At 64.8% G+C, this 13,188-nt stretch carries 11 protein-coding genes; 8 read left to right on the top strand and 3 right to left on the bottom strand.

All coding sequences use genetic code 11. The annotated features are described in order from the left end of the window. The first annotated feature begins 24 nt into the window (after positions 1-24). The gene (locus VEC01_RS13150; protein ID WP_324901342.1) at positions 25-366 is read left to right on the top strand and encodes a CzcE family metal-binding protein; all 342 of its coding nucleotides are present in this window, start codon (positions 25-27) and stop codon (positions 364-366) included. A gap of 308 nt (positions 367-674) precedes the next feature. Here the strand turns inward: VEC01_RS13150 and VEC01_RS13145 are convergent, their stop codons facing one another. Next, positions 675-1,535 (bottom strand): DUF4214 domain-containing protein, encoded by an 861-nt coding sequence (locus VEC01_RS13145; RefSeq protein WP_324901341.1) that lies wholly within the window; start codon positions 1,533-1,535, stop codon positions 675-677. A 546-nt stretch (positions 1,536-2,081) separates the two neighbouring features. On the opposite strand from VEC01_RS13145, the gene hpf reads away from it, so the two are divergent. After that, positions 2,082-2,414, top strand: coding sequence for a ribosome hibernation-promoting factor, HPF/YfiA family (hpf, locus tag VEC01_RS13140; RefSeq protein ID WP_324901340.1), 333 nt, complete (start codon positions 2,082-2,084; stop codon positions 2,412-2,414). 21 nt (positions 2,415-2,435) lie between these two features. Here the strand turns inward: hpf and VEC01_RS13135 are convergent, their stop codons facing one another. Next, on the bottom strand, positions 2,436-3,059 hold the full coding sequence (locus VEC01_RS13135; RefSeq protein ID WP_324901339.1) for a TetR/AcrR family transcriptional regulator: 624 nt from the start codon (positions 3,057-3,059) through the stop codon (positions 2,436-2,438). A 124-nt stretch (positions 3,060-3,183) separates the two neighbouring features. Here VEC01_RS13135 and VEC01_RS13130 point away from each other — a divergent pair, with 124 nt between their 5' ends. From VEC01_RS13130 to VEC01_RS13115, 4 genes are all read left to right on the top strand, one after another. Then, positions 3,184-4,164, top strand: coding sequence for an alpha/beta hydrolase (locus VEC01_RS13130; RefSeq protein WP_324901338.1), 981 nt, complete (start codon positions 3,184-3,186; stop codon positions 4,162-4,164). A 126-nt stretch (positions 4,165-4,290) separates the two neighbouring features. Further along, positions 4,291-5,226: an alpha/beta hydrolase gene (locus VEC01_RS13125; RefSeq protein WP_324901405.1), complete on the top strand. Its 936-nt coding sequence runs from the start codon at positions 4,291-4,293 to the stop codon at positions 5,224-5,226. Positions 5,227-5,369: 143 nt separating this feature from the next. After that, the gene (locus VEC01_RS13120; RefSeq protein ID WP_324901404.1) at positions 5,370-7,328 is read left to right on the top strand and encodes an MFS transporter; all 1,959 of its coding nucleotides are present in this window, start codon (positions 5,370-5,372) and stop codon (positions 7,326-7,328) included. Between the two features lie 261 nt (positions 7,329-7,589). After that, positions 7,590-8,894 carry a solute carrier family 23 protein gene (locus VEC01_RS13115; protein ID WP_324901337.1) on the top strand — a complete coding sequence of 435 codons (1,305 nt, stop codon included), beginning with the start codon at positions 7,590-7,592 and terminating at the stop codon, positions 8,892-8,894. 57 nt (positions 8,895-8,951) lie between these two features. On the opposite strand, the gene VEC01_RS13110 is transcribed toward VEC01_RS13115, so the two are convergent. Further along, entirely contained in the window at positions 8,952-10,169 is a 1,218-nt protein-coding gene (locus VEC01_RS13110; RefSeq protein ID WP_324901336.1) for a 6-phosphofructokinase, read from the bottom strand. A gap of 347 nt (positions 10,170-10,516) precedes the next feature. On the opposite strand from VEC01_RS13110, the gene VEC01_RS13105 reads away from it, so the two are divergent. Together VEC01_RS13105 and VEC01_RS13100 are read left to right on the top strand one after the other, a co-directional pair. Further along, positions 10,517-11,083 carry a hypothetical protein gene (locus VEC01_RS13105; RefSeq protein WP_324901335.1) on the top strand — a complete coding sequence of 189 codons (567 nt, stop codon included), beginning with the start codon at positions 10,517-10,519 and terminating at the stop codon, positions 11,081-11,083. 582 nt (positions 11,084-11,665) lie between these two features. After that, the coding region (locus VEC01_RS13100) for a methyl-accepting chemotaxis protein (RefSeq protein WP_324901334.1) at positions 11,666-13,188 on the top strand (1,523 nt) is incomplete at its 3' end.

Genomic DNA, 13,188 nt, shown 5'->3' with positions numbered 1-13,188 from the left:
GCAGCTTTCATTCACGGAGCAGTAATGATGATGTCCCTGACCCGCCTATCCATGCCGGCGCTCGCGCTTGCGTGCGCTCTTGCGCCCGTGCACGCGGCCGATCGCTACGCCCACCTTTACGGCGATCCCGTGCCCGACGCCCTCGCGCTGCGCACCATCGTGATCACGCCGCAGACGCGTCATGTGAATGCGGAAGGCGGCGAGGTGATCCGCTTCATCGTCGGCGATCGCAGCTTCTCGTGGGCGTTCAACATCGCGCGCACGGTGCACGCATTCGACCTGAACACGGTGGCGCCGCCGGGCCTGCTGCAGCAGACGGTGCGCGCGTATGTGCTGCCCGATCCGAAGTATGTGACCGCGCCCTGACTGCAAAAGTTGATACGCGAACACTTCTTGATCGCCGTCATCGTGCAGTCACAAAGTCCGCGTACCATTGCTTCATCTGCGGTACATGCAACCGATATGCATGACGGCAGTATGGTGTGCCGCCGATCCCGAACAGACACGGGGCGGCACACCGACCACCCCCATGCCGCATGCCGCGCGCCTCACCCGCTTTCCTCCCGCCTTGCCGTTTTCCCGCCCGTCTTGCTGCTCCGCAAGTCTTGCGCCGCAGGCCCGTAAACGACTGAAGCCGGCATGCGCCGGCTTCAGCAGGTTTCACTGGTTGGGCATCAACCGGTCACAGTGAAGATTGCGTTGGTATCGGCAACCAGGCTGTTGACGCCGGTCAGCTGCACCATTTGCGAAGAGTTGCTGTAGGCGTTCCAGTACACCAGCACATGGCTCGGCTGGTCCCAGAACCATTCGCCGTGCTCGTTGACAGCGGCTGCGCCGATTTCCGGGGTGCGGCGGAAATCGCCGTTGGTGTCGTCCGGGATCGCGACACTGATCTGGTCGCTCGCGGTCAGGCCATTGATCACCTTCCAGTTGGCGGCGTCGGAAGCGCCGAACACGAAGCGATCGGAACCCGCGGTGCCGGTACCGGTCGCCTGGCCGTTCGCCGCGATCGGCGTCGGGGTGGCGCGATCGATTGCCGCCAGGCCCGCGGTCAGGCTGGCCGGGTCGCCGTTGATCGATTCCATCAGCACGTGCTGCTCATGCTCGCCGATATCGACGCCGCGCTGCAACTGCAGGTCGGCGGAATAGGTGGCCGCCTGCAGGCGATTGACCACGAAAGCCTTGCCCTCGGTGCCATCCGGCGCGTTGATGCCGGCATCGATCATCTTGATCACGACCCGGCCGCGCTGCTCGCCAGCGGTAAGCTGGCTGTTCCAGTAAGCAAGGCCGGCGGCGTCCGGCTGCTTGCCGAAGACATTGCTGTACACGGCGGTGAGGAAGGCGGCATTCGACATCGCGTCAGGATAGATTTCCTTGACAATCGGCAGGCTGAAGATCGTGTCGACGATCTCGTTCATCGGCTTGCCGGCCCTGAGCTCTGCGTCCCAGTATTCGAGGCCGGATTTTTCCGGCGCGCGGTTGAATGCGCCGAGGTAGAGCTTGGTGATGCTGGTCTGCGTGGCAGTCAATGCCATGATCTGATCTCCTGAAAAAAACTGGTGACGGTCGTTGCGCGGAACACGTACAGCGGCGCTGTGTGCCGATGCACGGTCCCTGCAAACACCGCGGCAAAAAAGACGAAGATGCTTCCTGGGCCGGCCCGGCCGGCAAGGACAGAAGGCGGGGCGTTGTCGACCTTGCCTTTTTCCTCGTCGCAGAGACGATGATAGGCAGTGGACGTCCGGCAAGTTTGACGAGAGGCAAAGGAAAACCGCAGGAGTGTGGATCTACATCAACATTGCTGCTGGTTGAGTAAACAGGCAACGTTTCCGTGAAGAGGAATTCAGGCAGCCGCGTACTGCCCGACACCGGGCGAAGGCAAGCCGCGCAGCTTTCCGGTTTTATTGATCTGGGTCATGTCTTTGCAAGCAGTCAACGGCATATCATTTTTCTGCACGCCCGGGGGCATTGCTGCTCCCGTGAACCTGCATGGAAAGCCGGCGTCTACTGCAACAGCAGCGTACGGCCACCCGTTGCCGGCAGCGGCAGCGGTTCCCTATCGTCCCTTATGGAGCAACTGAATGAATCTGATGATCACCGGACATCACGTCGATGTCAGCCCCGCACTGCGCGAATACGTTGAAAACAAGCTCGAACGCGTGGTGCGCCACTTCGACCAGATCATCGACATCGCGGTGATACTCGGCGTCGAAAAGCCGTCCGAAAAGGACAAGCGCCAGCGCGCCGAAGTCAACGTCCGGTTGAAAGGCAACGTCATCCACGTCGAACATTTCGCCGAAGACCTGTACGCGGCGATCGACGGCCTGGTCGACAAGCTCGACCGCCAGGTGCTCAAACACAAGAGCAAGGTGCAGGATCACCAGCACGAAGCGATCAAGCACGTCAGCGAGTAAGCCGGAACGGCGGCATGCGCGTCACACGTGTTGCCGCCGCCTTTTTTCCTGCGCCTGCCCGGCCTTCGTGGTGTACGGCAGGAACAGGCTGAGCACCTGGGAGAATCCCCAGTCCAGGTGCTCCGGCGTGACCTTGCCGATGTTGTGGCGCGAGTCGAGGTAATCCAGCCAGTAGCTGGAAATGATCCAGGCATTGACCACCAGCCGGTCCACTTCTTCCTCCGATGCGGCGAGCAGCCCCTGTTCCACCATCTGCAGCAGCATCCGCTTGATATCCGCCTGGCCGCGGTCCGCCAGCTTCACGTTTCTTGCCCGCAGCTTCGGCGCCATGCGCTTGATCGCCGCGCCATCCCGATAGAAAAAGCGCCATTCCCACATCAGACGGAACCACCGCTCCAGGTAGGCAAGGCCGGGGTCGCTGCCGCCGCCGGTTTCGTGTGGCGCATTGGCGACCACGTTCAATGCATCCTGGAAGCGCTCGAACAGCGCGAACAGGATGTCTTCCTTCTTGCGGAAGTAGTAGTAGAGGTTGCCTTCATTGATGCCGACGGTGCGGGCGATTTCGGCCGTCGTGACCGCGAACGGGCCGCTGTCGTTGAACAGGCGCAGGCACGCATCGAGAATGCGGTCGCGCGTACTCGGCATGTTTTCCGTCATATCCCCCCCGTTGACAGCCTTAAGGTATTTACCCTAAGGTGAATCTTGCAGCATTCCCCGCATCCCGTCCATGGCCACGCGACCGTGCCGCGCCTCGATGAAGACGGGCAACATGAACCATCCAACCCCGGAGGACCGCATGAGCTGGCAGGCCCGCATTTTCAGTTTCATCCTGCGCCACACCTTCAAGCGCCGCCTGGCCGCGGCCGGCGATGCCGAGGCGGCGCGTGCGGTACTCAACAGCGGCCGCTTCCGCACGCCGTCCGACATGCGCATCACGCCCGCCACGCCCGGCGGCGTTCCCGGCGAATGGGTGGAACATGGTACCAGCAACGGCATCACGCTGCTCTATCTGCACGGCGGCGGCTACTTCGCCTGTTCCGCACGTTCCCACCGCGCCGCCACGACCTGGTTCGCGCGGCGCGGCTTCCGCGTCTTCGCGCCCGACTACCGGCTCGCGCCGGAGCATCCGTTCCCGGCTGCGGTCGAAGATGCGGAAGTCGTGTACAAAGCCTTGCTCGACGCCGGTGTCGATGCGGATCGACTGGTCGTGGCGGGCGACTCCGCCGGCGGCGGCCTGACGCTGGCGCTGCTTTTGCGGGTGCGCGAACGCGGCTGGCGCATGCCGGCCGCCGCCGCGCTGTTCTCGCCGCTGACCGACCTGGAAGCGGGCGGCGACTCCATCCGCACGAACGATCGCCGCTGCGCGATGTTCCGCGGCGCGCGCATCGGCATCGGCGCGCAGATCTACCTCGCCGGCGCCGACCCGCGCGATCCGCTGGCGTCGCCGCTGCATGCGGACCTGCGCGGCCTGCCGCCGCTCCTGATCCATGTCGGCGCCGATGAAGTGCTGCTTAACGATTCGACCCGGCTGGCGGAACGCGCCCGTTCCGCCAGCGTGCCGGTGACGATCAAAATCTGGCCGGACGTGCCGCATGTGTGGCAGCTGTTTCACCGGTTCATCCCCGAGGGCCGCGCATCGCTCGATGAAACCTGCGACTTTTTCCGGCAGCGTGCCGCCGCCGGCATGCTGCTCCAGCCCGGGCCGGAAGCGCCGCTTGCCGCGCCGGGCTCCGCGCTGCCGAACTGCTGACACTTCGCCGGCTGCGGCTGCCGGTGCCGCGCCGGCCCGGTTTGACGGATCGATGTAATATCGCCGCATCCACCAGCAAGGCGCGCGTGCCGCCAGCCGTGCGCCAATGACAACAAAGGAGACATGATGCTGCATCCGCAAGCAAGGACGCTGCTCGACTTCATCGAACAGCGCGGCGTTCCGCCCACCCATACCCTCACGCCCGACGATGCCCGCCGCTTCTACCGCGAGCGCCGCTTTTTCACCCAGCCGGACGCGCCGCCGGTCGCCATCGTGCGCGAACTGCAGGCGCCGGGTCCGGGCGGCGCGATCCCGCTGCGCCTGTACCGGCCGCAGGCCGGCGACGCGCCGCTGCCGGCGCTGGTCTATTTCCATGGCGGCGGCTGGACCATCGGCGACCTCGATACGCACGATACGCTGTGCCGCCAGCTCGCCAACGCCTCCGGCTGCATCGTCGTCGCGGTGGATTACCGGATGGGACCGGAGCACCGGTTTCCGGCGGCGGTGGACGACAGCCTCGCGGCGCTGCACTGGGTGCATGCGCAAGCGCCGGCGCTCGGCATCGATGCGTCGCGCATTGCGGTCGGCGGCGACAGCGCGGGCGGCAACCTGGCGGCGGTGGCCGCGATCCACGCCCGCGACCATGGCGGCCCGCCGCTGGCGTTCCAGCTGCTGATCTACCCCGCCACCGACATGCGCTGCGGCATGCCCTCGCACCAGACCAACGGACAGGGATATCTGTTGACCAGTGAAACGATCCGCTATTTCCACGATCACTATATCGACGACCCCGCCGACGACCACGACTGGCGCGCCTCGCCGCTGCTGCATGAAGACCTGTCGCGCCTGCCGCCCGCATTCCTGTTGACCGCCGGCTACGATCCGCTGCGCGACGAAGGGCTAGCCTATGCCCAACGCCTGAGCGAAGCAGGAAACCGTGCCACCAGCATCTGCTTCGAACGCCAGATCCACGGCTTCATCACGATGGGCCGCGTGATCGACGAGGCGAACGCCGCAGTAGACCTTTGCGCGGCGCAGCTGCGCAGCGCGCTGTCGGCTTAGACCTGGTATCACGGCATGCGACCGCAAGGCGCATGCCGCTCGCCCCGCGCCGCCCGGCCGCATTTCCTGCGCCCCGCCCCGGGGTCTGCGTGTATATTTGATGCCGAATCATCAATGCAGCAGAGGAGACCATGGAACAGCACATGACGGACGCGCCGGCTTCCGGCACGCAGGCGGCGGGCGCGCCCGCGGACGGCCATCCGAACCAGTTCGCGCTGCTCGCGCAGCGCCGCTTCGCGCCCTTCTTCTGGACGCAATTCTCGGGGGCGGCCAACGACAACTTGTTCAAGTTCGCCTTTACCGTGATGGTCACCTATCAGTTGCAGGTGGCGTGGATGCCGCCGTCGATGGCCGGCCTGGTGATCGGCGCGCTGTTCATCCTGCCCTACCTGCTGTTCTCTGCCACCAGCGGCCAGATCACCGACAAGATCGAAAAGACGAAGATCATCCGCTTCGTGAAAAACCTCGAGATCGCGATCATGGCGCTGGCCGCCTACGGCTTCCTGGAAAACCATGTGCCGGTATTGCTCGCCTGCACCTTCCTGATGGGCCTGCATTCGACCCTGTTCGGCCCGGTGAAATTCGCCTACCTGCCGCAGGCACTGAGCGAACGCGAGCTGACCGGCGGCAACGGCATGGTGGAAATGGGTACCTTCGTCGCCATCCTGCTTGGCAATATCGTCGGCGGCCTGTTGATCGCGGTGCCGGAGGTCGGCCGCCTGCAGGTGGCGATCGCCTGCATCGCCGCGGCGCTGGCCGGGCGCGCAGCCGCGCAGTTCATCCCGGCCGCGCCGGCGACGGATCCGGCGCTGAAGATCAACTGGAACCCGGTCAGCGAAACTTGGCGCAACCTGAAGATGGCACACGGCAATCCGGTCGTGTTCCGTTCGCTGCTCGGCATCAGCTGGATGTGGTTCTTCGGCGCGGTTTTCCTCAGCCAGTTTCCGAGCCTGGCGCGCGAGGTATTGCATGGCAACGAGCAGGTCGCGTCCTTCATGCTGGTGGTGTTTTCCATCGGCATTGCCACCGGTTCGCTGCTGTGCGAAGTATTGAGCCGCCGGCATGTGGAAATCGGACTGGTGCCGCTGGGCGCGATCGGCATGACGGTGTTCGCGGTGGACCTGTACTTCGCGTCGCGCGCGCTGCCGCCGGCGGCCACGCTCACGCTCGGCGAGTTCCTGTCGCGCTCCTATCACTGGCGGGTGCTGGCCGACCTTGCGCTGCTGAGCCTGTTCGCCGGCCTCTACAGCGTGCCGATGTATGCACTGATCCAGCTGCGCGCGCAGCCCACCCACCGCGCACGCATCATCGCGGCCAACAACATCCTCAATGCGCTGTTCATGATCGCCAGCTCGGTGATCGCCGGCGTGCTGCTGCAGGCCGGCATGACGATCCCGCAGATCTTCCTGTTCACCGGACTGGCCAACGCCGTGGTGGCTTTCTATATCTTCATGCTGGTGCCGGAATACCTGCTGCGTTTCTTCGCCTGGGTGATGTCGCACCTGGTGTACCGGTTCAAGGTGCGCGGCGAGGAACGCATTCCGTCCACCGGCCCGGCGGTACTGGTGTGCAACCACGTCAGCTTTGTCGACGCGGTGCTGCTGATGGCCGCCAGCCCGCGTCCCATCTATTTCGTGATGGACCACCGCATCTTCCGCATTCCGCTGCTCGGCGCCGTGTTCCGGCTGGCCAAGGCGATCCCGGTCGCGCCGCGCAATGAAGACGCAGCGATTTATGAGCAGGCGTTCGAGCGCGCCGCGCAGGTGCTGCGCGACGGCGACCTGCTGGCGATCTTCCCGGAAGGCGCGCTCACGCGCGACGGCAACCTGCAGCCATTCAAGGGCGGCATCATGAAGATCCTCGAGCGCGCGCGCGAAGACGGCATCGCGCCGCCGGTGGTGCCGCTGGCGCTGACCAACCTGTGGGGTTCCTTCTTCAGCCGCATCGAGTTGGTCAGAGGCGATCGGGTCGCGATGGCGCGGCCGTTCCGGCGCGGGCTGTTCAACCGCGTCGGGCTGCATGTCGGCCTGCCGGTGCCGGCGGCCCAGGTGCAGCCGGAGCTGTTGCGCGAGCGTGTCGCCGCGCTGCTCGCGCAGGGCTGAAATCCGCGGGCTTCCTCCCGCGATCTCCGCCCCAAAGTAGTGCGCGGCCGCCGGCAGCCGGTCCCGCGGCCCGGCGTTTTCCCGTTCCCGGCCACAGCGTGCGGCGCCGTCGCCGAAAAGCTTGCGCTATTGACATCACCTCCCCCGCACGCAGTCATTTTGAGGTTGTCATTTGTAACCGCCCTCAATACACTTTGCGGGTTTGTTTACATTAACCGGCGGCCGGCGCCTGCCTGCCGTTCTATAAGGGGGGAATTTTCAATGTCTGGGACGTATTTTCCGCAATGGCGGGAACGACAGCGCACCAATGACGGCCAGGGCGCGGTGATCGGCACGGAGGAGCGCCTGCCGTGGCCGCAGACCATCGCGATGGGCCTGCAACACGTGGTCGCGATGTTCGGCGCGACGGTGCTGGCGCCGCTCCTGATGGGCTTCGATCCCAACCTGGCGATCTTCATGTCGGGCGTCGGCACGCTGGTATTCTTCCTGTTCGTCGGCGGCCGCGTGCCGAGCTACCTCGGCTCCAGCTTCGCCTTCATCGGCCTGGTCAACCTGGTGACCGGCTATGCGGGGCAGGGCGCCAATGCCAACATCGGGGTTGCGCTGGGCGGCATCATCGCCTGCGGCGCGCTGTACGCGGCAATCGGCCTGCTGGTGTCGGCAGTGGGCACCAACTGGATTGAAAAGCTGATGCCGCCGGTGGTGACCGGCGCGGTGGTCGCGGTGATCGGACTGAACCTGGCGCCGATCGCGGTCAAGGGCGTGTCGGGCAATAACTTCGACGCCTGGATGGCGCTGGTGACGGTGTTCTGCGTGGGCGTGGTCGCGGTATTTACGCGCGGGATGGTGCAGCGCCTGCTGATCCTGATCGGCCTGCTGCTGGCCTACGTCATCTATGCGCTGCTGACCAACGGCGCCGGGCTCGGCAAGCCGATCGACTTTTCCGCGGTCGCCAATGCCGCCTGGTTCGGCGTGCCGAAGTTCGTGTCCCCGGTGTTCCGGGCGGATGCGATGGCGCTGCTGGCGCCGGTGGCGGTGATCCTGGTGGCGGAGAACCTCGGGCATATCAAGGCGGTCAGCGCGATGACCGGCCAGAACCTCGACAAGTACATGGGCCGCGCCTTCATCGGTGACGGCGTCGCCACCATGATGTCTGGCGCGGTCGGCGGCACCGGCGTGACGACCTATGCGGAAAACATCGGCGTCATGGCGGTGACCAAGATCTATTCGACGGTGGTGTTCGTGGTCGCCGCGCTGATCGCGCTGGTGCTCGGTTTTTCGCCGAAGTTCGGCGCCATCATCCAGACCATTCCGGGCGCGGTGCTGGGCGGCGTGTCGATCGTCGTGTTCGGCCTGATCGCGGTGTCGGGCGCGCGCATCTGGGTCGAGAACCGGGTCGATTTTTCCGACAACAAGAACCTGGTGGTGGCCGCCGTCACGCTGGTCCTCGGCGCCGGCGACTTCACGCTCAAACTCGGCGACTTCGCGCTGGGTGGCATCGGCACCGCCACCTTCGGCGCGATCATCCTGCATGCGATGCTGTCGATGCGCAGCGACAGCAAGTAACGCACGCGGCAGCGCGCAGCGGAAAACGGCTCCCTCGGGAGCCGTTTTTTTTTCGTGTCACCGGTTGCTGTGCAGCTTGGGCACCGGGGCGGCGCGCAGCCGGAACGCATCCGGCATGCGCGAACCGAGCAGCGGACGCAGGTATAGGCGGAACGCGTCGGTGATGTCGGTGCCGCTGGGCGCGATGAATTCATCGTCCACCACGCGCGTCTTGCCGGCCACCGCCTCCAGATCGAGCAATTCATAATCGACGGAATAGAATCCGGTGCGCTTGATGGCGACCGAGCCGTCGCGGTTGCCCCACATCGCGAACTGCACCGCCTTCTCGCCCACCTCGCGCGCCTCGCGCTGGTCCACGTCCGAGACGCAGCCGATGAAGGAGCGCTGCAGGTAGCCGAAGGTGTCGCCGCGCACCCGCTTGATCCCCAGCTTGGCCTTGATCTCCTCGCACAGCAGATCGGCCAGCGCGCCGGAGCCGGACAGCTGCACGTTGCCGTGCGCGTCATGCTCCATCTCCTTGGCCAGCAGCGCGGCGATCGGATTGCCCGATTCGTCGTGTATGCCTTCAGACACCGCGATCACGCAGCGCCCGTGGCGCTCGTACGCGTCCTTCACGTCGGCCAGGAATTTCTCCAGCACGAAGGTGCGCTCGGGCAGGTAGATCAGGTGCGGGCCGTCATCCGGAAATTTCTTGCCGAGCGCGGAGGCGGCGGTGAGAAAGCCGGCATGCCTGCCCATCACCACGCCGACATAGACGCCGGGCAGCGACGCATTGTCGAGATTGGCGCCGGCGAAGGCTTGCGCGACGAAGCGCGCCGCCGAAGGAAATCCGGGCGTGTGGTCGCTGCCCACCAGGTCGTTGTCGATGGTCTTCGGTATGTGGATGCAGCGCAGCGGATAGTTCGCCTTCTTCGCTTCCATGCTGACAATGCGCACCGTGTCCGACGAGTCGTTGCCGCCGATGTAGAAGAACTGCTCGATCTGGTGCGCCTGCAGCACTTTGAAGATTTCCTGGCAATACTTGACGTCAGGCTTGTCCCGGGTGGAGCCCAGCGCCGACGACGGCGTGCTGGCGACGAGTTCGAGGTTATGGCTGGTTTCCTGCGTGAGGTCGACGAAATCCTCGTTGATGATGCCGCGCACGCCGTGCCGCGCGCCATACACCAGCTCAACGCTTCGGAAGCGGCGCGCCTCGAGCGTGACGCCGACGAGCGACTGGTTGATGACGGCGGTGGGGCCGCCGCCTTGAGCGACCAGGATTTTTCCGGAAGGCATATCACTCCTCCTATCGATCGTTGATCACGACGCTTGTGTCACGCTAGGACTTTGAGTATGGACCAATTTTCCCCGGTTTGAATGATATTTCACCAACTCGGTCCACTAGGAGAGCACGGAACCGGGCGAGGCTACGCGCGCCGGGCCGTACGTGCGCAACAGCGCTAGGAACCGTACCGGCAGTCAATTAGCGTCCGTTAGGAATGCAAGAGTAACGATGAAGCGCGCCAGAATCACGCAAGCTTGCGACTTCGCAACTGGGATTCCTAATAATTGGTTAAGTTTCGGGAAACGTGATTGTGGCGCTTACTGTCCAACCCCTGAAGCATCGGTATGAGGAGAATTCCATGACCCCAAATCTAGCATCCGCCCGCAAGGCGATCCAGGCAGAGCTGTCCCACGCCCGCCAGGGCATCGAATACTATTCCCAGCGCGTGGAGGCGCTGGAAACGGCGCTGTCCCAGCTGGAAAGCGTGGACATCGATGCGGAGGATGCCGGCGAGAGCAAGAAGCGCAAGGCGGCAACGCGCAGCGACAAGCAGGCCGGCGCAGCCAAGCGCGGACGCAAGCCGCGGGCGCAGGCCGATGCCGGCGCAACCGCGACCGAAGCAGGAACGGGAAAACGCCGCGGCCGCAAGGCGCGTGCGCCGGACCGCGAGGAAGAAGCGGGACTGCCGACGACCGGCGCCGATTTCTGGCTCAACCTGGTGACCGACGAACCGCAATCGGCAGTCGACATCGCGAACGCGGCGGTCGCAACCATCGGCCTGAAGCCGGACCAGAAACGACAGATCCAGAAGCTGAAGCAGCGCGTCGCCCCGGCACTGGCCAGCCTGGTATCGGCGCGCAAGATCCAGGATACCGGCGCCGGCCGCGAGCGGCGTTTCTTCAAGGGCGAGCAGGGCGGCGCCTGAAGGACTTCGGTGAAGCGCCGCCCGGACGCGGGCAGGCAGCGAACAGGCCGGCATCCGCCGGCCTGTTCGTTTGCGGCTTGCAGCCTTATCCATCCATTCGGTGCGACGCCGCCAAAGCAGAGGCCCCTCCGAAGCAAGCCAGCTACCGCCGCTGCAAGGGCGCCGTGCGGCAGCGCGTTCTTGCCGATCTTTTCTCCGATAACCCGGCACAAGGATCAGGGCATTCTCCATGCACAGGCACTTGCGCGTTCGCCGGCAAGCGGACCAGGCGGCGGCATTCATACGTCTCGACCTGGCCACCCGGGACGACAGTTGGCGTGACCGGCCCGAACCAACGGCCCGCGCCGGCCGCGGATGCAACATGATCAACAAGACCGCCCCAAAAGCGCGCACGCTATTGCGTATTTACGACAGTCGCGCGCGTCAGCGCCAGAAAAGAGTGCAGTACCGCCCCAAACCGGGGCAGCGGCCGGCCCGCCTCCCCTAAAATGGTTCTTACGGAAATATTGATCCGGATCAAAAAGAACGTTGCCAGGAAAACAAGCCATCGTTTCTCCGGAGCCGTCCAGCCAGGGACCTTTCATGCTCAAGAACCTCACCATCAAGACCCGACTCGTCATCGTCCTGTCCTTTCTCTCCGTCCAGCTCATCGTTGCATCAGTGCTTGGCATCAGCAGCCTGGGCACTGCGAACAATGCAATGAAATCCATGTATGACGACCGGCTCGTCGCGCTCGGCCAGCTGGACCAGGTCATCCGGCTGCTGAGCCGGAACGAGCTCGCCATTGCCAAGGCGATTTCCGCCGAGCCGGCGCAGGCGGCCAGGCTGGTGAACGAAATCGACCAGAACATCGAGCGGGTTACCAGGACATGGGACCAGTACATGGCGACCTTCCTGACGCCGGAGGAAAAGAAGCTGGCCGAACAGTTCGCGCAACACCGCAAGCAGTTCGTCGCCGAGGGCCTGCTGCCGGCGGCGGCGGCGCTCCGGGCCGGCGACGGCAAGCGCGCGGCCGAACTGCTGCACGGTCCGATGGAGAAACTGTTCGCACCGGTGATCGGCAGCATCGACGAACTCATCAAACTCCAGCTTGACGTCGCCCGCAAGGAGTTCGAGCAGCGGCAAGAGTCCTATGTGTTGATGCGCAACAGCCTGGCCGTCGCACTGGCCCTCGGCCTGCTGCTTGCTGCCGTCGTCGGCGCCTGGCTGGTGCGCGCGATCACGCGGCCGCTGGACGAGGCGGTCAGGATCGCCGACAGCATCGCCGCCGGCGACCTGACGCAACGAATTTCCGCGGCGTCGAAGGATGAAATGGGCAGGCTGATGCTGGCATTGAAGAACATGAACGACAGTCTGGTGCAGATTGTCGTGCAGGTGCGCGGCGGGACCGATACGATCGCCACCGCCTCCAGCCAGATCGCCGCCGGCAACCTCGACCTGTCATCGCGCACGGAGGAACAGGCAAGCTCGCTGGAGGAAACCGCCTCCTCGATGGAGGAGCTGACGTCGACCGTCAAGCAGAACGCCGACAACGCGAACCAGGCCAACAGCCTCGCGCTTTCCGCATCCGAAGTCGCAAGCAAGGGCGGCGCCGTGGTGTCCCAGGTGGTGGAAACGATGGGGTCGATCAACGCATCGTCCAGGAAGATCGTCGACATCATCAGCGTCATCGACGGCATCGCCTTCCAGACCAACATCCTGGCGCTGAACGCGGCGGTGGAAGCGGCGCGCGCCGGCGAGCAGGGTCGCGGCTTCGCGGTCGTCGCCTCCGAGGTGCGCAACCTGGCGCAGCGCTCGGCCAGCGCGGCCAAGGAAATCAAGGCACTGATCAACGACTCGGTCGAGAAAGTCGACATCGGTTCGAAGCTGGTCGACCAGGCCGGCGGCACGATGCGGGAAATCGTGCAAAGCGTGCAGCAGGTCAGCGACATCGTCAGCGAGATTACCGCCGCCTCGCGCGAGCAGACCGCCGGCATCGAGCAGATCAATCAGGCGATCTCCCAGATGGACCAGGCGACCCAGCAGAACGCCTCGCTGGTCGAAGAGGCCGCGGCGGCTTCCGAAACCATGCAGAAGCAGGCGGAAACGCTCGCGCACACCGTTGC

The sequence above is a fragment of the Noviherbaspirillum sp. genome (assembly GCF_035627455.1).
GTDB lineage: Bacteria > Pseudomonadota > Gammaproteobacteria > Burkholderiales > Burkholderiaceae_D > Noviherbaspirillum.
Note: the sequence above shows the minus strand (reverse complement) of the source record. Positions and strands in the feature narration are given on the sequence as shown.

What these genes read in the sequence shown, in the direction of transcription:
- hpf (WP_324901340.1), top strand. Translation starts at nt 2,082, where the DNA reads ATGAATCTGATGATCACCGGACATCACGTCGATGTCAGCCCCGCACTG.
- VEC01_RS13105 (WP_324901335.1), top strand. Translation starts at nt 10,517, where the DNA reads ATGACCCCAAATCTAGCATCCGCCCGCAAGGCGATCCAGGCAGAGCTG.
- VEC01_RS13115 (WP_324901337.1), top strand. Translation starts at nt 7,590, where the DNA reads ATGTCTGGGACGTATTTTCCGCAATGGCGGGAACGACAGCGCACCAAT.
- VEC01_RS13130 (WP_324901338.1), top strand. Translation starts at nt 3,184, where the DNA reads ATGAACCATCCAACCCCGGAGGACCGCATGAGCTGGCAGGCCCGCATT.
- VEC01_RS13145 (WP_324901341.1), bottom strand. Translation starts at nt 1,535, where the DNA reads ATGGCATTGACTGCCACGCAGACCAGCATCACCAAGCTCTACCTCGGC.
- VEC01_RS13150 (WP_324901342.1), top strand. Translation starts at nt 25, where the DNA reads ATGATGATGTCCCTGACCCGCCTATCCATGCCGGCGCTCGCGCTTGCG.
- VEC01_RS13125 (WP_324901405.1), top strand. Translation starts at nt 4,291, where the DNA reads ATGCTGCATCCGCAAGCAAGGACGCTGCTCGACTTCATCGAACAGCGC.
- VEC01_RS13135 (WP_324901339.1), bottom strand. Translation starts at nt 3,059, where the DNA reads ATGCCGAGTACGCGCGACCGCATTCTCGATGCGTGCCTGCGCCTGTTC.
- VEC01_RS13120 (WP_324901404.1), top strand. Translation starts at nt 5,370, where the DNA reads ATGACGGACGCGCCGGCTTCCGGCACGCAGGCGGCGGGCGCGCCCGCG.
- VEC01_RS13110 (WP_324901336.1), bottom strand. Translation starts at nt 10,169, where the DNA reads ATGCCTTCCGGAAAAATCCTGGTCGCTCAAGGCGGCGGCCCCACCGCC.